Below are 22,757 nucleotides of genomic sequence, written 5' to 3' on the forward strand. Positions count from 1 at the left end.
AACAACAGATGAGCGGCCAGAAGCCCGTCAGAGCATTTCTTAAGGAAGCCTTACACACCCAGATTGCGAAATGCCAGACGGAACAGGAAGCTGTTGCCGCGCTGGGAGTCTCCTACGGGCTGATAGTCCCGTCGCCATGTTAGGCTTAATGATAAACAATCGTCATCATAAGAGACGCCAAGCCTATGCCGAATTGGATCAAAGCCATCTGAAAATATGGTTGGATCTTCGTTGGTATCAGTAAGGTCAAGAATGGTTGAACCAAAAACCGACCAAAAGCGGGCGACACGGACACGTCCTGCGAGACGAAGCTCTTCGCGGTCATTCAAATCTTCTAGCGTTGGACCAATGTTGCGGTTCAACTTCAAATAGCCTGCCTGCAGATAGGTTCCGCGCGAACCAATTGTGGCGTCGATCTCGTTTCGGCGAATTGCTAAATTGTCTTTATCCAGCCTGAAACGATGCGTTAGCTTGACGATATTTTTAAAGCGAAATTCCGAACGGCCAACAATATCTGACGCCTCGTCCGAGAGTCCAGTTCCGTCTGGGAAGATCGAAGCTTGGTTGGACAGGCGATAGCTTTGTCCCAAATTGACATCGGCCGTAAAATTGTTTTTTCGCAAAGCCCAGTCAAAGCCATATGTCACGCGATAATCGTCTTCGAACCGGTCATATCCAGGAAAGCGATTGAGCGCGAAAATATTGCTATCCTCAAGATCAACAGCTCGTGAATCTTCGTTTGGAATCTCTAAATTGCTAATGGCCGGTGCTGCAACCACCTGAACGCGTGGCGTAAAAATCTGCGTGCCGCCAAAGGCCTGTCCTACGAACGGCCATTTTATGTCTGCCGCCGTTGCAAAAATGCTGCGCGTTTGCCAGCCGGTTTCACCCCGGTAAATTGCTGTGAGCGTACTTGCATTCTCGTCACTGTGGTAGACATCGCCACGCGCAAGCATGGTAAAAGTCACTTCTTGACCCAGGCCATTAATTGCCCGCAAGTCCCATTTGGCAGAGGCAAAGGCCCGTTGCGTGTCTTGTCCCTCGGTTCGGGCAATAGCTAGGCTGTTGGCCTGAAGCTGCACGGTTCCTCCAACTAACGGTGCATTCATGCGCAAGCGATAGTCTATTTCTGGTAACGCGATGGGCGCAAGTCCTTGCGGATCGCCTGTACGCAATGTCTGCACAGCCCAGCCTGCTAATGAAAAATAGCTTCTGTCGCCGATGCGCTCCGCCGAGACTGTGGAGCGTAGCCTATCGTCGCGGCTTATATCATAGCGCCGAAGGAATGTTCGGTCGGATGCATAGCGACCCGATGCCGAAAATGACCAATAGGGGTCGAATTGAAAACGGCTAACGCCTTCCAAATATCCGCGAAACACATTTGATCCAACTGCGTTTGCAACTCCACTCGTGCTAATGCGATCGCTATATGTGCCATATGCGGTCAGGTCGACCGCGCCATATTTATCCAATGATCGAAAATTCACGCGACCCAAAGGTGCTGCATCGGAAAATGCAGTAACTGAGCCGTTTAAATCTCGGTTTGGGGTGATGCGCCAATAATAAGATTGTTCTAGCTCAATGCCATTGTTGCGCGAAAATCCGATACTGGGAACCAGAAATCCGCTGCCAGCCTTTGTACCTACGGGATGCGATAAAAATGGCAGTGGAACAACGGGTAGCCCAAAGAGCTCGATACGAGCACCCTCGTAATCAACACGCTTCTTGGTTGGGTCATAGACAACTTTAACAGCCTTTACTTCCCAAGTAGGGTTTTTGGGGCACCCATCAGCGGTTTCGACCTTGCATGCGGTGTAGGCAGCGTAGTTCAGCGAGTAGACACCATCTTTGCGTGCACCGCGATTGGCAGCCAATCGACTTTCGTCGGCCAGTACCACGAGCATGTTGTTAATGATGCCGTCTTTAAGGGTATCGGTAAGTTCAACTTTGTCGCCATAAGCGACGTCGCCATCCGGTCCGATCGAACGGATATTGCCTTCGGCCAAAACTTGGCCAGTTGAGCGGTTCCAGACTATGGTGTCTGCGCGTACCGAATAGCCTTCGCGATTAGCTATCACGTTCCCTTTGGCTGTTACGGTTTCGGTTTTTGAATCATATTCCACGACCGCGGCAGAAAATCCTATCTGGTCGCTGGTTTGTGGCTGCGTGGAAGAAGGTGCCTCGCTTTGGGCCATTGCCATAGTCGACACAGAACCGCATCCGAGCAATATCGGCATAAGCAGAGCACGAAGAAGGGCGGGCCGAGGGGCAGGAATATTCATAAAACGGATATGCCCTTTATCGCCGCTATTGCCGTGGGTCCACCCATGATGCCACGCATAGCATTATTTGCGTTTAGGCGCGGGCATTTTAACACCATGTTTTGCTTTAATCGGAAAGGAAAATAGGCCTATAGAAATGTCAAACATGACCCCCAGCGGAAAGGCTGTTTATTTCCATGCATATCAATTTTACCGTTGCGCGCCCTCAAGATGCCGACGTGCTCGCATTTATTGTCACCAAAAGTAGCTTTGCCGATTTCCAATTTCCGTTGGAAAAAGCGGATATCATTCACGCGACTGCAAAGCTGGCGCGGTTTGAGGGGGTTGCTGGCCAAAACTTCCTGTTGATCAACGAACAAGATGGCAAGATGGTGCGCATCATGCTGCTTGGTGTGGCGGAAGGTGACGCGGCTGATTACCAGAAAGCTGGCGGCGACATTATCGCGAAGGTGCAAACATCTGGAGCAAAGCACATCGCCGTTCATGGAGCTAATTTGACCGCGCAGCACGCCGCAGAAGTTGCTTATGGCGCAACGCTACGTAACTGGCGGATGGACAAATATCGCACCAAATTGCCGGAAACATCAAAGCCTAGTGTGAACTCGTTCACTGTTGCTGCTGCGCCAGCAGAGGCCAGCGCACATTGGGCGAGTTACCAAGCAGTGGCCGAAGGCGTAGCTTTGACCAAGGAATTGGTGACTGAACCCGCAAACATCATCTACCCAGAGAGCTTCGTTACGCGTTGCCAGCATTTGAAAGAGCTCGGCGTCGAAATCACAGTGCTGGATGATAAGGATATGGCCGCGCTTGGTATGGGCGCGCTGTTGGGCGTGGCACAAGGTTCCCGCCGGCCAGCGCGCTTGTTGGTGATGAAATGGGACGGCACGGGCGGCACTCAGGAACGGCCCGTCGCATTGGTCGGCAAGGGTGTGACTTTCGATACGGGGGGCATCTCGATTAAGCCAGCTGCAGGCATGGAAGACATGAAATGGGATATGGGCGGCGCTGGCGCGGTGGCTGGTGCAATGAAGGCACTGGCGGGGCGCAAGGCCAAGGCCTATGTCGTCGGCGTCTGCGGCCTTGTGGAAAATATGCCCGATGGCAATGCGCAACGTCCTGGTGATATCGTAACGTCCATGTCGGGCCAAACGATTGAGGTGCTGAACACCGACGCAGAAGGGCGCCTTGTTCTGTGCGATGCGCTACATTGGGTACAGGAGAAGTATAACCCTGAATATGTTGTCGATTTGGCGACGTTGACGGGCGCGATAATTGTGTCGCTTGGCAGTGAATATGCAGGGCTATTCTCGAACAGTGATGAACTTGCCGATAAGCTCACGGCGGCGGGTAAGGCATCCGGAGACCCGTTGTGGCGCTTCCCCTTGTCGAAGGCGTATGACAAGATGATCGACAGTCCGATTGCGGACATGAAGAATATCGGCGGAAAAGGCGCAGGTTCCATTACCGCCGCGCAATTCTTGGGCCGTTTTATCAAGGACGGCGTGAAATGGGCGCATCTTGATATTGCGGGCACTGTGTGGGCCGAAAAGCCAGGTCCCGTCTGGGACAAGGGTGCAACCGGATTTGGTGTGCGTTTGCTTGATCGCTTTGTCGCCGACAATTTCGAAGGCTGATGTAGCCGCATCATGCAGGTCGATTTCTATCAACTCACCCGCGATCCTGCTGAAAAAATACTGCCCGTCATTGCCCAGCGTATATTGGATGATGACGGGCGGTTATTGATTGTCAGTGACGACAGTGCGCAATTGGACGCCATATCTTCCGCGCTTTGGACGGCAAAGGCGGAAAGCTTTCTTGCGCATGCCAAGGCAGGTGAGGGGGAGGATGCACTGCAACCCATTTTGCTGTCAAATAATGCCGAAGCCTCCAATAAAGCGCGCTTTGTAGCCATTGCCGATGGAAATTGGCGTCCGATTGAAAAAGAGTTCGATCGCATTTTTTATCTCTTTCCGCCCAGCCACACCGACAATGCGCGCGCTGCATGGCGAAGCTTAAGCGATGAGGTGGAGCGGCGTTACTGGAAACAGGACGGCGGTAAATGGGTGCAAGGCCCATAAAGCTTGCACAAAAGGCCAAGCGAGGTTAGACGCGCGCCAAATTCACCCCTGTATATTTGGAGCATCTCATGGCGGTTACACGCACATTTTCGATCATAAAGCCTGACGCAACACGTCGCAACCTGACGGGTGCCGTGACCAAGATGCTTGAAGAAGCTGGCCTGCGCGTTGTGGCTTCAAAGCGTATTCATATGTCGCGTGCACAAGCCGAAGGCTTTTACGCTGTACACAAAGAGCGTCCCTTTTTTGGCGAACTCGTAGAATTCATGATCAGCGGACCAGTGGTTGTTCAAGTGCTTGAAGGCGAAAACGCCATGCAGCGCAACCGCGACATCATGGGCGCAACCAACCCTGAAAATGCAGAACCAGGCACCATCCGCAAGGAATTGGCCGAAAGCATCGAAGCCAACACTGTGCATGGTTCGGACAGCGATGAAAATGCCGCGATTGAAATCGCGTATTTCTTTAAGCCTGAAGAGATTGTTGGGTAAATTAACTTAAACATCGAATGCCCGAAATTCCTTACTTAACGAGGGGTTTTGGGCATCGATTTATGGGCTATTCTTACATAGCTAGTGCCTATTCTAAGTGACGCAACAGCGTATTTTGGGCAAACAATTCGCTAAAATTCGTGCGCCGCATCCATTAGCTTCGTCAATTTCTTCGGTGCCACCGCGCGCCAGCTTTTGGCGATCCAGTCGCCAATATGATCCCAATCGGTGTCGCCCAAATCTAGTCTGATGCCAACCCAACCATCACCGAAATAAGCAGGGCGATAGTAACGCTCTGCATCGCTGTCGATCAGCATCGCCTGCTCCTCAACGCCGCTGATTTTGACCAATAACGCGGTTTTGCCGTCTTTGTGATGGTCAACAGACACATAAGCGAATTTCTTGCCGCCGACGATGCCGAAGCAGGGCATGCCATGCGAAAGAGCTTCGTCGGCTTCAGGCTGGGTGAGGGCGAGCGAGCGGACTTGTGCGGTCAAAAATTCCGGGTTGGTATCGCGCACAACAAATTCGGCCAGCGTCTTGGGGTATAATTGATACTCCGCCATTTTAACGCGGTCGGCAAGGGTATCTGCGGTATCGCCGGGCAAAATCGTCACTTCGATTTGCCCCAGCACGGGGCCATCGTCCAGTTCCGCCGTGACCAAATGGACGCTGCTTCCCGCGACCGGGTCTTTGGCTTCAATCGCTCTTTGATGGGTATGTAGCCCTTTATATTTAGGCAATAAAGATGGGTGAATATTGAGCATCCGTCCATCCCATTTGGCGACGAATTCCTTGGACAATATTCGCATATATCCTGCCAATGCGACATATGTCGCGCCGGATTTTACGATTGCATCATGCATGATTGCGTCATGGGCAACACGGTCAAGGCCGATATGAGATTTTGTGAAAGTAGGGATGCCTTCTGCTGCCGCGATTTTTAGGCCTTCAGCGTCTGGGTTGTTGCTAGCAACCAGAATGATTTCATAGGGGCAGCTTGGTAGTTTAGACGCGAATAAAAGGGCCGCCATATTGGTGCCCGCGCCGGAGATGAGGACGGCGACTTTGGCTTTCATATGCCATCCCTTTGTAAGGGGCGGCAGAGAGATAAGGGCATTTTAGCCCACATAAGTTGCAGTCCAATCAGATTGCGCGCTCCATGTTTCGACCGAGCCAGTGACGGTGCAGCCTTTGTCTCCCGCTGCAATGTGGCCGATATTAAACACCGTCTCACCAGCGGCCTCTAGAGCGGCCTTCACCTCGGCTACATCCGCCTGCGCAACCACAACAGCCATGCCTACGCCGCAATTAAACGTGCGCGCCATTTCCTCTGGCTCAATATTTCCCTGTGCCTGCAAGAATGCCATCAGACGCGGCTGCGCCCAAGCGTCTGCGTTGACATGCGCATGAAGCCCGGCGGGCAAAATGCGAGGGATATTTTCAAGCAAGCCGCCGCCAGTAATATGCGCCATGGCGTGGATTTTTCCGGTGCGCACCAAGGGTAGCAGGGATTTTACGTAAATCCGCGTGGGCGCCATCAATGCCTCGATCAAGATGACATTTTGGTCGAAAAGAGCAGGGCGATCGAGTTTCCAGCCTTTGTCAGCCGCAAGCCTGCGTACCAAGGAAAAGCCGTTTGAATGCACACCAGAAGACGCGAGACCCAATATGGCATCGCCCGCCACAACCTTATCGGCGGTCAGGACTTGGTCACGTTCGACCGCGCCGACACAAAAACCAGCGAGGTCATAATCACCATCGGAATACATTCCAGGCATTTCCGCAGTTTCGCCGCCGATCAGCGCGCAGCCAGCCAGTTTGCAGCCCTCTGCGATGCTCGCGACGACCGATGTCGCAACCGCATTGTCCAGCTTCCCAGTCGCATAATAATCAAGGAAGAACAGCGGTTCAGCGCCTTGCACGATGAGGTCGTTGGCGCACATTGCAACTAGGTCAATGCCCACGCCTTCATGCCGTCCCGATTCTATCGCGAGCTTCAGCTTCGTTCCCACACCATCATTTGCGGCCACCAGCAAAGGGTCATTGAACCCTGCTGCTTTCAAATCAAAGAACCCGCCAAATCCACCTAGATCCGCGTCGGCACCTGCACGACGCGTAGCTTTAGCCAACGGCGCAATAGCGCGCACTAAGGCATTGCCGGTTTCAATGGAAACACCCGCCTTGGCATAGGTGTAGGATTCTGCGCTTTGATCTTTTGGGTCCATTTGACGCCGTTAGCGAGAACAAGCTTGGAATTCCACGCCTATGTCGCTTAAAGGTGCCCAGATGACAAATTTGCGCAAGAATTGGTTCCGTATTACCGCAATAGGCTTGGCATTGTCGCTGGTCGGTGGCGGGATTGTTGGTGCGCAGATTGAAGGGCCAAAGCGCGGTATTGCGCCGATAGCGAGCGCTGGTGACTTTGAAGTTACTGGCGTTTCGGTCAACGTTGTGGGTGACAACGCCTTTGACGCACGGAAAAAGGGCTGGGAGCAGGCGCAACGGATCGCATGGGCCGCGTTGTGGCGCAAAACCCATAATAATGTCGGAGCTAGCCTGTCCGATTCGACATTGGACGGCATCACTGCCGCTATAGTGGTCGAACAGGAACAAATTGGCCCACGCCGTTATGTTGCAAAGCTGGGTGTCCTGTTTGATCGTGCGCGCGCAGGGCAGTTACTCGGCGTCAGCGGCGTTTCGCGGCGTTCTGCACCATTGATGTTATTGCCTATTACGTATTCGGCAGGTGCGCCCACGGTGTTTGAACAGCGCACATCATGGCAACGAAGCTGGGCCAAATTTCGCACTGCAGACAGCACCATCGATTATGTCCGCCCAAGCGGGGCAGGTGGCGAGTCGTTATTGCTAAATGCTGGTCAACCGGAACGCCGCAGCCGCATTTGGTGGCGCACGATTCTTGACCAATTTGGTGCCGCAGACGTCATTATTCCCATTGCACGGATCGAACGGCAATGGCCAGGTGGTCCAGTCATTGGGCGTTTTTCCGCGCGTTATGGGCCAGATAACAAGTTTCTGGGTGCATTTACCCTGCGTACTACAAATAGTGCCGGCATTCCGGCGATGATGGATCAGGCCGTATTGCGGATGGATCAATTGTTCCAATCCGCCTTAGCTTCAGGGCGTCTGCGGGCGGATGCTTCGCTGGTTCTTGAACCTGAAGTGGTTGAAGAGGAGGATCTGGAAAGCGCTGGCGAAGACGCAGCGGCTGAGGATCAAACGGGCACCGATTTGCAAAAATCCGCCGCGCCATCACTTGACGACGTTGTTAGATCCATTGTGCCAGAAGGGCAGGCCACTTCCGCGCCTCAGCCCCGTCCATAATCATATTTGGCAGGTCGATGCGTCAAATTGCTTTACCCTTGGACGAGTTGCGCGGTGGAGCATCGTCCAGCCTCATCATTACAGAATCGAACGCAGCGGCCTTTGCCGGACTTTCCAGTGCAGCAGGCTGGGCAAAGCGCTGCGCCATTCTGACGGGGCCGGCGCGCTCCGGGAAAACGCTGATGGCACGCTATTTCTCGGGACAGAATGGCACTGTCATTGATGAAGCTGAGGCCAGTTCCGACGAAACACTTTTCAACGCGTGGAACCGCGCGCAAGAGAGCGGCGTGCCGTTATTGCTCATTTCGCGTTGGCAACCTGCGGAATGGAATATCGCACTGCCCGATCTGCAGTCGCGATTAGGCGCCGCAATGTTGCTGGAAATTGCGCCACCGGATGACGAAATGATTGAGCAATTGCTGCAAAAGCAACTCGCCGACCGGGGGGCAGCGATAAGCATCGATGCCTTAAGCTATGTGAAGCGGCGCATCGAACGCAGCTATGTCGCCATTGAAAGATTTGCGCGATCCGCAAACGCCATGGCGCTGTCGGAAAATGCGCCCGTAAATTTGGCCTTAGTAAAAAAAGTTCTCGAAGGCTGATCTAAACTGCGGTGTCCCGCACCATGTCTTCTTCATGTGTCCGGGTCATTTTGAGTTTTCCATTGACCACGGCAAAGGCCAGTCGCCCCTCGACAAGGTCCAGAGCATCGCGTCCGAATTGTTCAAAACGCCACCCCGTTAATACTTCAAGATCTTCGCGCTCACCTGCCGCCAAGCGCTCAAGCTCTTCAGTCCGCACAATTAAGCGCGGGGCCACGTTGATCTCGCGTGACCGGATTTTGAGCAATAGCTTCAGCAGATCCGCGACGAGTGAACCATCCTTGCCACCGCCAGGCGACGATCGTGCACGGTCGGGCAAATCATCACGCGCCATAGGCTGGCTCGCCTCAATCACTCCGATTAGGCGCGCACCGATGTCATTGTCGCGCCATGCGGGCGAAAGGCCGCGCACTTTTGGCAAATCCGCCTGACTTTTGGGTGGATGCGCGGCGATATCAGCCAGCGTCTCGTCCTTCATTATGCGCCCGCGTGGGATATTCTTCCGCTGCGCCTCTTTCTCGCGCCATGCGGCCATTGCCTGAAGCCGGCCAAGCACGTCAGGTTTGCGCGATTGTACCTTAATCCGTGCCCAAGCGTTTTCGGGGTCATTGCGATAATTGGCTGCGTCGGAAATGCGTTCCATTTCGTCATTCAACCAAGCGCCGCGGCCAGTGCTCTTGAGCTTTTCCAACATCATCGGAAAGATAACCGACAAATGGGTCACATCGGCAATGGCATAATCAATCTGGCGTTTATCCAGAGGGCGCCGCGACCAATCGGTAAAGCGCGCGCCCTTGTCCAACTGTATACCCATCCACAGGTCGACAAGGTTCGAGTAACCAACTTGTTCACCCTGACCGAGTGCCATGGCGGCAATCTGCGTGTCGAACATCGGATGGGGGGTTTTACCGGTTAGGTTGAAGAATATCTCGATATCCTGCCCACCCGCATGGAAAACTTTCAACACATCCTCATTTTCGCACAGCAACTCAAGCATGGGCGTGAGGTCAAGGCCTTCGGCTTTAGGGTCAATTGCGGCGGCCTCATTGCTATCTGCCAATTGAACCAAACATAAATCGGGATAATATGTATTTTCCCGCATAAATTCGGTGTCGACCGCTATAAAAGGCGATTGTGCAAGGCGTGCGCACAATTCGGCGAGGCGTTTGCTGTCGGTGATAAGTGGATGAATCTGCATTGGGTATCGCCGTAGCACCCATTCACGACTTGACAAAGTGCCGCTGCACTGTTGACAGGCCCGCTTTCCACAGATTTTTTGAATTGAGTAAACAATGCACGCTTATCGTACGCACAAATGCGCTGAACTCCGTGATACCCATGTGGGCGAAACCGTCCGCCTGTCGGGTTGGGTCCATCGTAAGCGTGATCATGGCGGCGTGCTGTTCGTCGATTTGCGCGACCATTATGGTATGACGCAGATTGTTGCCGATACGGACAGCCCTGCTTTACCGATACTGGAGGCGTTGCGGCTTGAAAGTGTCATCACGATTGATGGCGAAGTGAAGGCCCGCAGCGCAAGTACGGTCAATGCGAACTTGCCGACTGGTCAGATTGAGGTTTTTGCGCGCAGCGTCACAGTGTTGAGCAAGTCTGAAGAGCTGCCATTGCCCGTTGCAGGCGAACAAGAATATCCTGAGGAAACACGGCTGAAATACCGCTTTCTCGATTTACGTCGTGAAACGCTCCACGCAAATATCGTCAAGCGTACACAAATTATTCGCGAAACGCGCCGCAGGATGGAAGATATCGGTTTTACCGAATATTCAACGCCCATACTGACAGCCTCCAGCCCAGAAGGCGCGCGCGATTTTCTCGTGCCAAGCCGTATCCACGCCGGCAAATTTTTTGCGCTACCGCAAGCGCCACAGCAGTATAAGCAATTGTTGATGGTCGCTGGTTTCGACCGCTATTTCCAAATTGCACCATGCTTTCGCGATGAAGACCCGCGCGCCGACCGTCTGCCCGGCGAATTTTACCAGCTTGATCTGGAAATGAGCTTCGTCACGCAGGAAGAGATTTGGGACACGATGGAGCCAGTGATGGCTGGCGTGTTTGAAGCCTTCGCCGATGGCAAAAAAGTAACCCCAGCAGGGCAGTTCCCACGCATTCCGCATTCCAAGGCGATGCTGGATTACGGCACTGACAAGCCGGATTTGCGTAACCCGTTGATCATCCACGACGTTACGGATCATTTCAAAACATCGGGCTTTGGTCTTTTTGAGCGCATAGTTGAAGGCGGCGGTGTTGTTCGCGCCATTCCTGCACCGAACACTGCCGACAAGAGCCGTAAATTCTTCGACGACATGAACGAATGGGCACGCAGCGAAGGCCACGCAGGCCTAGGTTATGTAACCCGTAAGGGTGGTGAATTTGGTGGCCCAATCGCCAAGAACCATGGTGAAGACGGCATGCGCGCTCTTTATGAGGCAATCGGGCTTGGACCTGATGATGGTTGCTTCTTCGCCGCAGGCAAGGAAGAGCAAGCAGCCAAATTAGCTGGCGCCGCGCGGACGCGGACGGGCGAGCAGCTTGACCTGATTGAAAAAGACGCTTTCCGTTTTTGCTGGATCATCGATTTCCCATTTTACGAATGGAGCGAGGAAGACAAAAAGGTCGACTTTGCCCATAACCCCTTCTCAATGCCCCAGGGCGGGCTGGAGGCGCTGGAAACGCAGGACCCGCTCACCATCAAGGCGTATCAATATGACATGGTCTGTAACGGCTATGAGCTTGCCTCAGGCTCAATTCGGAACCAGCACCCAGATTTGATGGTCAAGGCGTTTGAACTTACGGGTTTGACGCAGGCGGACGTTGAAGAGCGCTTTGGCGGCATGTATCGCGCGTTCCAGTTCGGTGCGCCACCGCACGGCGGCATGGCTGCAGGGGTAGACCGGATGGTCATGCTTTTGTGTGGCGTTCAAAATTTGCGCGAAATCACATTGTTCCCGATGAACCAACGAGCAGAAGATCTTTTGATGGGGGCGCCGTCGCCTGCGATGGCAAAGCAATTGCGGGAATTGAACATTCGCGTAGTGGAGCAGCCGCCCAAAGCCTGATTTCAGACATAAATAGAATATTAAGAGCTGTTCTTTTTGGGAGCAGTTCTGCGCTTTTGCTTGTTTGTGCGCGCAATAGGTGCTGGAAAGCGGGCATGCCTATTGACCTGTCCCAGTTTGAAGTCGGCAAAGCTTATGATGGTCCATATGAAAAGGACTTGAAGAGTCTTCAGGATAGCTTGTCCGAGCTTCAGGCACTGCACATTTTGCACGAAGCGCGCACATTGATTATTTTCGAGGGCTGGGATGCTGCTGGGAAGGGCGGTGCCATTAAGCGCATGACTTCTTCGCTGGACCCGCGATTTTATCATGTCTTCCCGATTTCTGCGCCGACCTCCGAGGAGAAAGATAAACATTTCCTGTGGCGTTTCTGGAGCAAATTGCCGGGCAAACTGGAAATCAGCATTTGGGACAGAAGCCACTACGGCCGCGTTTTAGTCGAGCGTGTCGAGAGATTTTGCACCGAAGCTGAATGGCGACGCGGTTATGACGAAATTAACGAATTTGAATCGCGGCAAAGCGAAATCGGTACGAAGATTATCAAGATATTCCTGCATGTGTCCGCCGAAACACAAGACAAGGTTCTGATAGAACGGCTCGATGATCCAGCCAAAAGGTGGAAAGTCACGGCAGAAGATTTTCGAAATCGCGCAAAGCGGAACGAATATCTTGATGCGCTAAATGAGATGTTTGAGCATACGGACACGCGGTTGGCACCTTGGACCGTTATTGACGGCAATAATCAAAAAGCGGCGCGAATTGCGGTCCTTTCGCATGTGATTGCAGAATTCAAGAAGAGCGTTCCGCAGGAATTTCCGGAGGCAAATCCAGCGATTGTGGCTTTGGCCCAGCGGACGATTGGCTATTCCCCCAAGGGATAGTCTATACTTATTATTTCCCATTCTTTGGGCCCTGTAGGCAAGTTCACAGTCTTGACATCCCCCACACGCGCCCCGCGTAAGGCGCGGGAAAGTGGTGCATTCCAACCAATTCGACCATTGCTGGCATCTGCTTCGTCATCTCCGACGATTGTGATTGTGCGGTGTACGTCGTCCACATCTGCAATCGTAACGCACGCGCCAAAAAATATGCGACTTCGGTCCCCTTGCTGTGACGGGTCGAGTATTTGCGCGGCCTTCATCTTCTTCGATAACTGACCCAGTTCCCGATCAATCGCGCGGAGCTTTTGTCTTCCGTAAATATAATCGCCATTTTCGCTTCGGTCGCCATTACCGGCGGCCCAGTGGACAATTTCGACAACTGCGGGGCGGTCTACAGCGAATAGTTGTTCATAGCGTTCGCGTAAGGCCGCAAATCCGGCGGGGGTGATTGGGTTAGTGCGCTCGGCCATCCATCTTCCTTAGCCGTTCGGGTTGAGGAGAGTCGAGAGACCTGAAAGGACCTACGCAACCCCGCGGTAGCTAAGGACGGTTGAAGACTATCCTGGCGTTGACTTGCCCAAATAGGTGCTGAGCGGTGTTGCCGACCTGACCCGTGCCTTGTCGGGGTGGAGATGGTCATACATCACCGCATTTTCCAGCACGCGATAAACATAATCGCGGGTTTCGCTGAGTGGGATTTTCTCAATCCAATCCATGATATCTATGCTGCCTGTGCGAGGGTCGCCAAAGGCGCGGAGCCATTTGTTCACATTGCCCGGGCCGCCATTATATGCGGCGATGGCCAAAGGGTAACTTCCGTCATAATAATCGAGCATGCGCTCAATATAGGTGGCACCCAAGGCGATGTTATAATCGGTATCAACGGTTAGCGCATCAGGGCGATAAGCCATGGCGATTTTGCCTGATGTCTCCCGCGCGGTTCCGGGCATCAATTGCATCAGGCCGCGCGCCCCGGCGTGGCTGACGGCGGCGCGGTCAAACTGGCTTTCTTGACGCATAATCGCATGGGCAAGTGTCCAGGTTTGGCTATGCGCCGCAGGAATATTGACGGTGGGGTAGCTGTTTCCCAGTAAGTCAGGGATACCATCTGTGCGTGCTGCGCGACCCGCCATGACGGCCAGATCTGGGCGACCAAGCTTTTGCGATAGACCAATCGCAGCTACATATTCTTCACGATCATCCGCGTGGCGGGCAATGGCCCTGAAAAAGTTGCTTTGATCACGCCAGCTTCCATATTTTGCGGCCAGCGCGGCTGCCAAATGGATAGCCGGCACGTTACCGTTCGTCAGTACTGGCGGGGTTGCTGCTACGCGCGGCACTTGCGGTAAAGGACGACGCAACTGCTCCAAGGCCAACTGGCCAAAAAAGCTTTCATAAAAGGCAGCTGCTTGTTCAAAATAACGCACCGCGCTTGACTGGTCCCCAGTCTTTGCTGCAGCCTTGCCGGCCCAATACAGGCCCCTTGATCGGGTTTGCGCCGTTCTTGCAGCAGTCGCATAGCGTTCAAACATGGTGACGGCATCACGAGGGCGTCCCAAATGGTCCATAGCTATTGATCCCGCCAGCCAAGTCAGGCTTGTATAGCGGTCACGTGTAGCAAGATCTTGGTCCGACATGACGAGGCCGTTGGGGACGGCGTCGTCTACACGTGAGGCGATACGATAGGCTACGTCATATTGGCCATCATTTTCGGCAGCGCGTGCGTGCGTCAGCAGCAATTGATACCAATCCTTGAGGACAGGCGCTGGAGCAACAAGATTCCCTCGGTTCGCAAGCAATTCCCGCACAGCCAAGCCATTGCCCGCAGTTCGCATCGCATCCGCCCGCGCCGCTAAAAGGCTAGCTTCGCTGTTTGCTAACACCCCTGCTTCTTGAACCTTAACATCTGCGTCGGGTGCTTTTACCCGCATTGCAAGCGTAGCTAAAAAGGCTGGTCGACGCTGCGGCGAGGTGAGAGAGATCCAGCGCTCGGCACTGCGTGTCGACCCAGACCACAGCAAGCGGTCGACTCGCGCGTCATGGTCTGCGGCGTTCAGTGTGCCACGGGCAATACGGAAAACCCGGGCTTCATCTTCATCATTCAGCGGGCCGCCGCGCCATGCTACACGTGCCTGTGCTTCCGCGCGGGCCTTGTCGCCAACCGTATCTAAGGCCAGCGCAAATTTTGCACGACCTTCATTGGTGACTGGCGGCAATCGGTCAAAAAAAGCGACGACTTGGTTGGGGGAGTAAGACACAGGATTAATCGCCTGTTCCGCCTTTTTGCGCATGTCTTCGGCATTTGGCCAATCGGGGTAAAGCATCAAAAAGGAGGCATAATCATTAAAGCTAAAGTTACCTGGGGCACTCAACATTTTCCAACGTTGCAGCGCGGCAGGAATTTTGCCTTCGCTTGGGTCGTAAATAACCGGTGGTGATAGTGGTTGTCCGGATGACGCGGACACTTGTCCGGCACCTGTGCCACTTTGCCATATGATCGCGTCTTGTTTCGGCGTGGATGCCGACGCAATAAATGGAATAATGAGTATGGATGCGGAAATGAGATGCTTTACCATGCTGGACATATTATGGACGCGAACCTTATTAATCTCTGAACAAGCGACTATGTTAGCCTTAGCGTTCAATTTGGACCAAAATGAAAGTCATATGATATGTTTTCCGGATCAATACCGGCTCTAGTGACTCCTTTTTGCGACGGAGCGTTTAACGAAAAGCACTTTCGTGCGTTAATCGATTGGCAAATTGAGCAAGGCTCCAGCGCGCTTGTGCCTGCTGGTACGACTGGTGAGGCGTCCACGCTGTCTAATGCGGAGCATCATCGCGTTATCGAGGTATGCATCGAGCAAGCCGCCGGTCGCGTGCCTGTTATCGCGGGTTGCGGTTCAAACGACACAAACAATGCTATCTTGCACCTTAATTTTTCCAAGAAAAGCGGCGCGGCGGCTGGGCTTGTGGTTGCCCCTTATTACAACCGTCCAAATCAAGAGGGCATTTACGCCCATTTCGAACATATGACGAAAAAGAATGATTTGCCGATATTGCTCTACAATGTGCCCGCGCGCACAGTGACCGATATCAAGCCGGAAACCGTCGCCCGTCTGGCAAAGCTACCAACTGTAATCGGCATCAAGGACGCTAGTGGCGATATGCCACGTGTCACCGATCACCGTTTGGCCTGTGGTCCAGATTTCTGTTTGTTGTCCGGCGTTGATGAACAGTCGTTAGCGTTTAACGCAGCGGGTGGAAAAGGCTGTATTTCGGTCACTGCGAACGTCGCTCCGAAGTTGTGTGCGGAGTTTCAGGCGGCTTGCGCCTCCGGTGATTATGATTTGGCGCGTGAGCTGAATGACAAGCTCTATCCGCTCCATTTGGCGTTGTTTTCTGACGCGTCGCCCGGTCCAATCAAATATGCGTTGTCGCGTGTCATCAAAGGCTTTCCAACGGAGTTGCGTTTGCCGATGACGCCCCCGAGTGATGTGAGTTGCCGTCAAGTTGATGCCGCTTTGGAGAATGCAGGTCTTATCTAATGACTCGTCCAAAGCCAGAAGCATTTAACAAAGTCAAAACGGTCGCCGAAAACCGACGGGCGCGGTATGATTTTCATATTGATGACAAATATGAAGCTGGCATCGTCTTGACGGGTACAGAGGTAAAGTCACTTCGTTTTGGCGAAGGATCAATTGCCGAGAGCTATGCCGAAGTTCGTGACGATCAAATTTGGTTGATTAATGCCAATATTCCTGAATTCAGCCACGGCAACCGTTTCAATCACGAACCAAAGCGCCCGCGCAAATTGCTGCTTAATGAACGTGAAATAAATAAGCTGCATGGTGCAGTGATGCGGCAGGGCATGACGCTTGTTCCGCTGTCGATTTATTTCAATGGCAGGGGCAGGGCTAAAGTGGAACTGGCATTGGCAAAGGGCAAAAAAGCGCCGGATAAGCGTGCTACGGAAAAAGAGCGCGATTGGAAGAGGGAACAAGGACGAATCATGCGGGATCGTGGATGAGCAAATTCAACGTCTGGTTACATAAGCAAGCGCCGACGCGCGATAGCTTTGAACGCAGCCGTTTTCTGCGTCCTTTTGCACAACGCGTCTTTCACCCGGCACTGTGGCGATTTACGCGCCGTTCGGTGCCGCGCGGCGTTGCGCTTGGCTTGCTAGTGGGTATTTTCTTGCTCATCCCTGGCGTACAGATTGCCGGTGTTGCGCTTTTGGCGCTGCCTTTCCGCGCCAATATTCCAATTGGCGCGGCAATGACGTTTCTCAGTATGCCCGCGACCACGCCGTTTATCTTGTTCGGGTCAATTTATGTTGGTGAATCGGTTTTACGGCTCAACAATGGTTCTGGGCGTTTTTATGAACTCATTGAAACGGCTGCGCCTTTATCTGCATGGGGCGACTATGTCTGGAACGAGGCGCCGCTCGCACTTGTTCAAGGGATAGCCGGACTTGCGATTATTTCAATCGGTGCAGCTGTTGTTGGATACTTCGCTGCCGCATGGTTCTGGCGGTGGCGCATAAGTGCCAAATGGCGCCGTCGGTCGAAATCACTTTCGTCGGATAGGTAAATTTCAGACGATTTGACGCATAACCTGCACGGATGCTGCTCATCTTGACAAATTATAGGATGCGTTCCAGCCCAAGGGCATGGTAAACAGTGACGTAAGACTAAGCATTACGATTTTATTAGCTAAGGGGTCGCTTTGAGCAAGATGTCGCCGCCGACCTATCCTCAGATACTTGGCAGATATGTCGAGGCGGTTTCGCGGCGGGATGTTCCAAAGCTCTCCGCCTTTGCACTGGTGATTATAATATCTCTCGCAATTATATGGTTTTCGACAGAAAATATTATTCTGCTCGGCTTTTGTGCTGGTGCAATTGGTGTTTCGATTGGGTTGATACATTATTTTTACGTGGGCCCTGTTATCGAAAGCCCCCCTGCGTTTTCAGTCCCCGACTGGTCGATAACCCATGCGGCGCTTCAGATGAACCATGCTGCTATTGCGATAAGCGACGAGACTGGGAGCTTAGTTTGCGCTAACGACCATTTCACGAACGCTTTTCCGGGATTGAAAGCACCACTAGATCTGGGCTTTGATCACGCTAATCATGCATTATTGGATGCTGTTACTCGTACGGCATGGCGCGACGGAAGCGCGAATATCGCAGCGATCGTAATTCAGGGCCGAAGCTATAGCATACAGGTTGATCGAGCCGGTTTGTCCGACGCATATCTGTTATGGCAATTGGAGGAAATTGAAGAAAGCGACATTGAAAGCGCCGCAATTGCAATGATCACGGGGCATATCGGCCGCGTGTTGTCTAATAATGGGGTTATGGCTGTCGCCGTGAACGCCGACGGCCGAGTGTGTGCCGCCAATGCCACTTTTGCATTACGCGCGTCGGGCACGGATCGGGATACTATCCTTGGTCGGCTGTTTTCCGATTTTGTGCAAATGGATGAGCAAGGCAGTGTATATTTTGAGCGTGAGGGGCTGGGCGGTTTACCAATCCGGTTGCTGCAGGTGCCTTTGGACGCAGAAAATGCCAAGAGCACTTTCCTTATCTTGGCCGTCGATGAAGAAGGCACGAGAGTTGATCGTGGTTTGGCGCTGACGCATGTGGAGCAATTGCTGTCGACGCTTCCACTTGGACTGGCGCTGGTTGATCGCAATGGACGGTTTTTGTTTGCTAATAAGGCCTTCGCGCGTGTTCTAGACGTTGAGCTACATAAGCTATCACCTTATCCTGCTGACCTTGTTATCAGCGAGGATAAAGGAGCGGTACTCGACAGCATTCGCAGATATGGAAGCGGGTCAATGACCTCTGGCGATCTCGCGATCCGTTTGAAAGAACGGCCAGACGAGGTCATCGCTTTGTCAATTGCAGGCGTGCGCGGACTAGGTGATGCTGCGGTGCTGCTGGGACTGAAGGATGATAGCGAAGAGATCGCCCTAAAACGGCAAGTCGCGCAGCAGACGAAGATGGAATCCATTGGTCAGCTTGCAGGTGGCGTAGCGCACGACTTTAACAATATCCTGACTGCGATCATTGGTTATTGTGACCTAATGCTGATGCGACATAAGCCCGGCGATAGCGATTATGACGATATCCAGCAGATCAAGAATAACTCTAACCGTGCAGCCAGCCTTACACGTCAGTTACTCGCCTTTTCGCGGCAACAGACCTTACGCCCGCAAGTCTTACAACTCGCGAATGTCGTCGCCGATGTCTCCAGCCTGTTGAAGCGGCTTTTAGGTGAAACGGTTCTGCTTGAGGTGCATCATGGACACGGGATTGGTGCTGTGCGGGCTGACCCAGGGCAGCTTGAACAAGTCATTATCAATTTGGGTCTTAATGCGCGTGACGCCATGCCCAAAGGGGGTGTCGTGCACATCCGAACGGCAGCCGTCAGCCAACGCGAAGTTACCGCAATGGGCAGAGATTTTTTGCCAATTGATGATTATGTGCAGCTATCTGTCGAAGACAATGGCGTTGGGATACCAAAAGAAAATTTGTCAAAAATATTCGAACCATTCTTTACGACCAAAGAATTAGGCAAAGGTACTGGGCTTGGTCTGTCGACTGTCTACGGCATCGTCAAACAATCGGGCGGGTTTATTTTTGCAGATTCCCAACCGGAAAAAGGCACGCGGTTTGACATTTTCTTGCCTGTCCACCGAGGCGATACGCCTGTGGCGGATATTGGTAAACGCGAACTGTACAAGCAAAGAGAATTTTGGGGCAGCGGAAGGATTTTAATTGTCGAAGACGAGGATATGGTGCGCGCGGTAACCGAGCAGGCACTATTGCGGCAAGGTTATGAGGTTGAGACCGCAAATGATGGGGCGCAAGCACTCGAGATGTTCGCGACCGGAAAGCGCTACGATCTCGTTGTCTCCGATGTTGTAATGCCTAATTTGGATGGCCCATCAATGGCGCGGCGGTTGCGCGAAACTTATGGTGAAATCCGGTTGCTGTTCATATCCGGCTATGCCGAGGAACAATTGCGCGAAACGATCAGTCTCGACAATGTCGCTTTTCTAGCTAAGCCGTTTTCCGTTCGGCAGATTGCTGAAGCTGTTCACGATGCGATTGCGAAGGTGGATTAGGTTAGATACTGAAATACAATATATAAATTTTTTTGTTCTACTCTTGTTCTTTTGGAACAGAAGGCGTACATAATAGCTGTTCCGATGAAGTCGTTCGGAATAGGCATGACGCTAAAGGAGTGGAAAAATGGCAGCAAGTCTCAAGATAATTGATGGGAATCAGGCAAACGGTATGAAAAATTCGGAACGTGAAAAAGCTCTAGAAGCAGCTTTGGCGCAGATTGACCGCGCATTTGGCAAGGGCTCGGCGATGAAGCTCGGCAGTCGTGAGGCGATTAGCATCGACGCAGTGTCGACCGGCTCGCTTGGGTTGGACATTGCACTTGGCATTGGTGGATTGCCTAAGGGGCGCGTGATTGAAATTTATGGTCCTGAAAGTTCGGGTAAAACGACATTAACGCTGCACGTAATTGCAGAGGCGCAAAAGGCAGGCGGAACAGCGGCATTCATTGACGCAGAGCATGCGCTTGACCCCGGCTATGCGAAGAAGCTTGGTGTAGACGTCGATAATTTGATCGTATCACAGCCAGATACGGGTGAGCAGGCGCTTGAGATCGCTGACACTTTGGTACGTTCAAACGCCGTGGACATCATCGTGATCGACTCGGTGGCGGCACTTGTTCCGCGCGCAGAAATTGAGGGTGAAATGGGCGACAGCCATGTCGGCCTGCAAGCCCGTTTGATGAGCCAAGCGCTGCGCAAGATTACGGGTTCGATCAGCCGTTCAAATTGCATGGTCATCTTCATCAACCAAATTCGTATGAAGATTGGGGTGATGTATGGTTCGCCAGAAACCACCACAGGCGGCAACGCGTTGAAATTCTATGCATCGGTGCGTTTGGACATCCGCCGCACAGGCCAGATCAAAGCCGGTGAAGATATTGTCGGTAACACGACCCGCGTGAAGGTGGTGAAGAACAAGGTCGCGCCGCCATTCAAACAGGTCGAATTTGACATCATGTATGGCGAAGGCATTTCCAAAACGGGTGAATTGCTTGATTTGGGCGTGAAGGCCGGATTGGTCGAAAAATCGGGTAGCTGGTTTAGCTATGATTCGATTCGCATCGGCCAAGGTCGTGAGAATTCGAAAAGCTATCTGACAGAAAATCCTGAAGTTGCGGCGCGTTTGGAAGCCGCCATTCGCGGCAAGACAGAAGAGGTCGCTGAGGTCCTGATGACGGGACCAGATGCAGACGACGACATTTAAAATTTTTACGAACAAGCGCGGTCTTGCCTGAGGTCGCAGCTTTGGCCCGCCCTGGTCCACCCCGGGGCGGGCCATTTGTTTGAAAATGGTGGCGACGGTCTGAAGTCCGTATGTTCCGTGGCCCGCGATATCCGCGCTAAGTTCTTGACAGGCAAGATGGCTGGGTCACAACGGTTGGCATGAAGCCTGACATACATCTCATCGGATTACCCACAGATCAGAACAGTTCGTTCGCGCGCGGGGCCGCATCTGCACCATCGGCCATCCGCGCGGCATTGTGGAGCGACCGGGGCAATCTGTCCGCGCAGTCCGGCCTTGAAATCGGCACAGACGTTAAGCTTAAGGATCTCGGCGATTTGCCCCTATCGGACGTTGACTGTGCAGCCGATGATGCCTTGATCATGCAGGCGGCTACCGACAGCACGAATATAGATGCTATCCCTCTATTCCTCGGTGGGGATCATGCGGTGACCTATCCCATCGTTGCGGCGCTGGCAGCGCGGCATGGACCGCTGAACATTCTGCATTTTGATGCGCATCCTGATCTCTATGCTGATTTTGAAGGTAATCCGCGCAGCCATGCATCGCCCTTTGCGCGCATATTGGAAGAGGGGCATGCAAAGCGTATCATACAGGTCGGCATTCGCACATTAAATAAGCACTGCCGCGACCAAGCTGAACTTTATAGTGTTGAAATTCTACCGATACTCAATTTCGAAGTCGGTATGGTGCCAATCCTAGATGGCCCATTATATATCAGCGTTGACCTTGACGGCATCGATCCGTCCGAAGCACCTGGGGTGGCCCATCCCGAACCCGGCGGTTTAACTGTGCGCGAAGTCCAGTCCATTATCGCCAAGCAGCGCGCCCACATTGTTGGTGCGGATATAGTCGAACTGAATCCTGCCCGCGACGTGAACGACATCACTGCGATAGTCGCGGCCAAGCTCGTGCGGGAAATTGCCGCGCAAATGCATCAAAATTACGACCATCCATAAGGACACCGCCATGACCATCATCGTACACCATCTCAACCATTCGCGTTCGCAACGGATCTTGTGGCTGCTCGAAGAACTCAACCTATCATATGAAATCTGCCATCATGCTCGTGATGCTGTGACTAATCTGGCGCCAGAAGCGCTTTTAAAAATGCACCCTTTGGGCAAGTCGCCTTTGATTGAAGATGATGGGAAAATGATTTTCGAATCCGGCGCCATCGTTGAATATCTGTGCGAACGGCACAATGGCGCGCATCTCGTTCCTGCAAGGGGCACTGACGCGCATATCCGCTATCTTGAGTTCATGCATTTTGCCGAAGGCTCGGCGATGACACCAATTTTGTTGAACCTGTACACTGCGCGGTTGGGCGATGCAGCAGCACCTTTGCATCCGCGTATCAATCAGCAGCTTGAAAGCCATTTTGCGTTCATGGAAGACCAATTGAAAGCTACAGGTTGGTTTGTGGGCGATAGCTTGACTGGGGCAGACATTATGATGAGCTTTCCAGCCGAAGCCGCAGTTAAAATGGGGCGGGCAGCAAATCTGCCAAACCTCACCGCTTTCGTTGAAAAAATCCATGCCCGACAGGCATATCAGGCCGCTCTACAAAAGGGCGGGCCTTATGCCTATGCGTGATAGCGGGGGCAAACTACAATCC

General features: G+C 52.9%; 20 protein-coding genes. 14 read left to right on the forward strand and 6 right to left on the reverse strand.

Annotation, left to right across the window (positions count from 1 at the left end):
• Positions 1–50: 50 nt before the first annotated feature.
• Positions 51–2,282, reverse strand: coding sequence for an LPS-assembly protein LptD (locus D7D48_RS03680; RefSeq protein WP_125230000.1), 2,232 nt, complete (start codon positions 2,280–2,282; stop codon positions 51–53).
• A 176-nt stretch (positions 2,283–2,458) separates the two neighbouring features.
• Between D7D48_RS03680 and D7D48_RS03685 the strand changes: the two genes are divergently transcribed.
• The 3 genes from D7D48_RS03685 to ndk all read left to right on the forward strand — a co-directional run bounded on the left by D7D48_RS03685 (position 2,459) and on the right by ndk (position 4,851).
• Positions 2,459–3,916 carry a leucyl aminopeptidase gene (locus D7D48_RS03685; RefSeq protein WP_125230001.1) on the forward strand — a complete coding sequence of 486 codons (1,458 nt, stop codon included), beginning with the start codon at positions 2,459–2,461 and terminating at the stop codon, positions 3,914–3,916.
• Positions 3,917–3,928: 12 nt separating this feature from the next.
• Positions 3,929–4,360 carry a DNA polymerase III subunit chi gene (locus D7D48_RS03690; RefSeq protein ID WP_125230002.1) on the forward strand — a complete coding sequence of 144 codons (432 nt, stop codon included), beginning with the start codon at positions 3,929–3,931 and terminating at the stop codon, positions 4,358–4,360.
• A gap of 68 nt (positions 4,361–4,428) precedes the next feature.
• Complete coding sequence (gene ndk, locus D7D48_RS03695; protein ID WP_125230003.1) at positions 4,429–4,851, forward strand: nucleoside-diphosphate kinase; 423 nt, start codon at positions 4,429–4,431, stop codon at positions 4,849–4,851.
• Positions 4,852–4,982: 131 nt separating this feature from the next.
• Here ndk and purN read toward each other — a convergent pair whose 3' ends face one another.
• Positions 4,983–5,930 carry a phosphoribosylglycinamide formyltransferase gene (gene purN / locus D7D48_RS03700; protein ID WP_125230004.1) on the reverse strand — a complete coding sequence of 316 codons (948 nt, stop codon included), beginning with the start codon at positions 5,928–5,930 and terminating at the stop codon, positions 4,983–4,985.
• Positions 5,931–5,972: 42 nt separating this feature from the next.
• Positions 5,973–7,079: a phosphoribosylformylglycinamidine cyclo-ligase gene (gene purM / locus D7D48_RS03705; RefSeq protein ID WP_125230005.1), complete on the reverse strand. Its 1,107-nt coding sequence runs from the start codon at positions 7,077–7,079 to the stop codon at positions 5,973–5,975.
• A 61-nt stretch (positions 7,080–7,140) separates the two neighbouring features.
• Between purM and D7D48_RS03710 the strand changes: the two genes are divergently transcribed.
• Together D7D48_RS03710 and D7D48_RS03715 are read left to right on the forward strand one after the other, a co-directional pair.
• Positions 7,141–8,196, forward strand: coding sequence for a heavy-metal-associated domain-containing protein (locus D7D48_RS03710; RefSeq protein WP_125230006.1), 1,056 nt, complete (start codon positions 7,141–7,143; stop codon positions 8,194–8,196).
• Positions 8,197–8,213: 17 nt separating this feature from the next.
• The gene (locus D7D48_RS03715; protein ID WP_125230007.1) at positions 8,214–8,798 is read left to right on the forward strand and encodes a P-loop NTPase family protein; all 585 of its coding nucleotides are present in this window, start codon (positions 8,214–8,216) and stop codon (positions 8,796–8,798) included.
• 1 nt (position 8,799) lies between these two features.
• Here the strand turns inward: D7D48_RS03715 and rnd are convergent, their stop codons facing one another.
• The gene (gene rnd, locus D7D48_RS03720) at positions 8,800–9,996 is read right to left on the reverse strand and encodes a ribonuclease D (RefSeq protein WP_125230008.1); all 1,197 of its coding nucleotides are present in this window, start codon (positions 9,994–9,996) and stop codon (positions 8,800–8,802) included.
• A gap of 94 nt (positions 9,997–10,090) precedes the next feature.
• Here rnd and aspS point away from each other — a divergent pair, with 94 nt between their 5' ends.
• Both aspS and D7D48_RS03730 read left to right on the forward strand, forming a co-directional pair.
• Positions 10,091–11,875 carry an aspartate--tRNA ligase gene (gene aspS, locus D7D48_RS03725; RefSeq protein WP_125230009.1) on the forward strand — a complete coding sequence of 595 codons (1,785 nt, stop codon included), beginning with the start codon at positions 10,091–10,093 and terminating at the stop codon, positions 11,873–11,875.
• A gap of 95 nt (positions 11,876–11,970) precedes the next feature.
• Positions 11,971–12,756: a polyphosphate kinase 2 family protein gene (locus tag D7D48_RS03730; RefSeq protein ID WP_125230010.1), complete on the forward strand. Its 786-nt coding sequence runs from the start codon at positions 11,971–11,973 to the stop codon at positions 12,754–12,756.
• Here D7D48_RS03730 and D7D48_RS03735 read toward each other — a convergent pair.
• Both D7D48_RS03735 and D7D48_RS03740 read right to left on the reverse strand, forming a co-directional pair.
• Positions 12,738–13,226 carry a GreA/GreB family elongation factor gene (locus D7D48_RS03735; protein WP_125230011.1) on the reverse strand — a complete coding sequence of 163 codons (489 nt, stop codon included), beginning with the start codon at positions 13,224–13,226 and terminating at the stop codon, positions 12,738–12,740. The two genes, D7D48_RS03730 and D7D48_RS03735, sit on opposite strands and share 19 nt — an antisense overlap.
• Before the next feature lie 87 nt (positions 13,227–13,313).
• The gene (locus tag D7D48_RS03740; RefSeq protein ID WP_125230012.1) at positions 13,314–15,341 is read right to left on the reverse strand and encodes a lytic transglycosylase domain-containing protein; all 2,028 of its coding nucleotides are present in this window, start codon (positions 15,339–15,341) and stop codon (positions 13,314–13,316) included.
• 87 nt (positions 15,342–15,428) lie between these two features.
• Here D7D48_RS03740 and dapA point away from each other — a divergent pair, with 87 nt between their 5' ends.
• The 7 genes from dapA (at position 15,429) to D7D48_RS03775 (ending at position 22,735) form a co-directional block, all read left to right on the forward strand.
• Positions 15,429–16,304, forward strand: coding sequence for a 4-hydroxy-tetrahydrodipicolinate synthase (gene dapA / locus D7D48_RS03745; RefSeq protein WP_125230013.1), 876 nt, complete (start codon positions 15,429–15,431; stop codon positions 16,302–16,304).
• Positions 16,304–16,786 (forward strand): SsrA-binding protein SmpB, encoded by a 483-nt coding sequence (gene smpB, locus D7D48_RS03750; RefSeq protein WP_125230014.1) that lies wholly within the window; start codon positions 16,304–16,306, stop codon positions 16,784–16,786. The genes dapA and smpB overlap by 1 nt, the downstream gene beginning before the upstream one ends.
• Complete coding sequence (locus D7D48_RS03755) at positions 16,783–17,349, forward strand: DUF2062 domain-containing protein (RefSeq protein WP_125230015.1); 567 nt, start codon at positions 16,783–16,785, stop codon at positions 17,347–17,349. The genes smpB and D7D48_RS03755 overlap by 4 nt, the downstream gene beginning before the upstream one ends.
• Before the next feature lie 417 nt (positions 17,350–17,766).
• Positions 17,767–19,893, forward strand: coding sequence for a hybrid sensor histidine kinase/response regulator (locus tag D7D48_RS03760; protein ID WP_245964324.1), 2,127 nt, complete (start codon positions 17,767–17,769; stop codon positions 19,891–19,893).
• A 127-nt stretch (positions 19,894–20,020) separates the two neighbouring features.
• On the forward strand, positions 20,021–21,100 hold the full coding sequence (gene recA, locus D7D48_RS03765) for a recombinase RecA (protein ID WP_125230016.1): 1,080 nt from the start codon (positions 20,021–20,023) through the stop codon (positions 21,098–21,100).
• A 179-nt stretch (positions 21,101–21,279) separates the two neighbouring features.
• Positions 21,280–22,098, forward strand: coding sequence for an agmatinase family protein (locus D7D48_RS03770; protein WP_125230017.1), 819 nt, complete (start codon positions 21,280–21,282; stop codon positions 22,096–22,098).
• Between the two features lie 10 nt (positions 22,099–22,108).
• Positions 22,109–22,735, forward strand: a complete 627-nt coding sequence (locus tag D7D48_RS03775; protein WP_125230018.1) for a glutathione S-transferase family protein — start codon at positions 22,109–22,111, stop codon at positions 22,733–22,735.
• The last annotated feature ends 22 nt before the right edge of the window (positions 22,736–22,757 follow it).

This window comes from Sphingorhabdus wooponensis, assembly GCF_003933235.1.
GTDB lineage: Bacteria > Pseudomonadota > Alphaproteobacteria > Sphingomonadales > Sphingomonadaceae > Sphingorhabdus_B > Sphingorhabdus_B wooponensis.

What these genes read in the sequence shown, in the direction of transcription:
- D7D48_RS03680 (WP_125230000.1), bottom strand. Translation starts at nt 2,282, where the DNA reads ATGAATATTCCTGCCCCTCGGCCCGCCCTTCTTCGTGCTCTGCTTATG.
- D7D48_RS03685 (WP_125230001.1), top strand. Translation starts at nt 2,459, where the DNA reads ATGCATATCAATTTTACCGTTGCGCGCCCTCAAGATGCCGACGTGCTC.
- D7D48_RS03690 (WP_125230002.1), top strand. Translation starts at nt 3,929, where the DNA reads ATGCAGGTCGATTTCTATCAACTCACCCGCGATCCTGCTGAAAAAATA.
- ndk (WP_125230003.1), top strand. Translation starts at nt 4,429, where the DNA reads ATGGCGGTTACACGCACATTTTCGATCATAAAGCCTGACGCAACACGT.
- purN (WP_125230004.1), bottom strand. Translation starts at nt 5,930, where the DNA reads ATGAAAGCCAAAGTCGCCGTCCTCATCTCCGGCGCGGGCACCAATATG.
- purM (WP_125230005.1), bottom strand. Translation starts at nt 7,079, where the DNA reads ATGGACCCAAAAGATCAAAGCGCAGAATCCTACACCTATGCCAAGGCG.
- D7D48_RS03710 (WP_125230006.1), top strand. Translation starts at nt 7,141, where the DNA reads ATGACAAATTTGCGCAAGAATTGGTTCCGTATTACCGCAATAGGCTTG.
- D7D48_RS03715 (WP_125230007.1), top strand. Translation starts at nt 8,214, where the DNA reads ATGCGTCAAATTGCTTTACCCTTGGACGAGTTGCGCGGTGGAGCATCG.
- rnd (WP_125230008.1), bottom strand. Translation starts at nt 9,996, where the DNA reads ATGCAGATTCATCCACTTATCACCGACAGCAAACGCCTCGCCGAATTG.
- aspS (WP_125230009.1), top strand. Translation starts at nt 10,091, where the DNA reads ATGCACGCTTATCGTACGCACAAATGCGCTGAACTCCGTGATACCCAT.
- D7D48_RS03730 (WP_125230010.1), top strand. Translation starts at nt 11,971, where the DNA reads ATGCCTATTGACCTGTCCCAGTTTGAAGTCGGCAAAGCTTATGATGGT.
- D7D48_RS03735 (WP_125230011.1), bottom strand. Translation starts at nt 13,226, where the DNA reads ATGGCCGAGCGCACTAACCCAATCACCCCCGCCGGATTTGCGGCCTTA.
- D7D48_RS03740 (WP_125230012.1), bottom strand. Translation starts at nt 15,341, where the DNA reads ATGTCCAGCATGGTAAAGCATCTCATTTCCGCATCCATACTCATTATT.
- dapA (WP_125230013.1), top strand. Translation starts at nt 15,429, where the DNA reads ATGTTTTCCGGATCAATACCGGCTCTAGTGACTCCTTTTTGCGACGGA.
- smpB (WP_125230014.1), top strand. Translation starts at nt 16,304, where the DNA reads ATGACTCGTCCAAAGCCAGAAGCATTTAACAAAGTCAAAACGGTCGCC.
- D7D48_RS03755 (WP_125230015.1), top strand. Translation starts at nt 16,783, where the DNA reads ATGAGCAAATTCAACGTCTGGTTACATAAGCAAGCGCCGACGCGCGAT.
- D7D48_RS03760 (WP_245964324.1), top strand. Translation starts at nt 17,767, where the DNA reads ATGAACCATGCTGCTATTGCGATAAGCGACGAGACTGGGAGCTTAGTT.
- recA (WP_125230016.1), top strand. Translation starts at nt 20,021, where the DNA reads ATGGCAGCAAGTCTCAAGATAATTGATGGGAATCAGGCAAACGGTATG.
- D7D48_RS03770 (WP_125230017.1), top strand. Translation starts at nt 21,280, where the DNA reads ATGAAGCCTGACATACATCTCATCGGATTACCCACAGATCAGAACAGT.
- D7D48_RS03775 (WP_125230018.1), top strand. Translation starts at nt 22,109, where the DNA reads ATGACCATCATCGTACACCATCTCAACCATTCGCGTTCGCAACGGATC.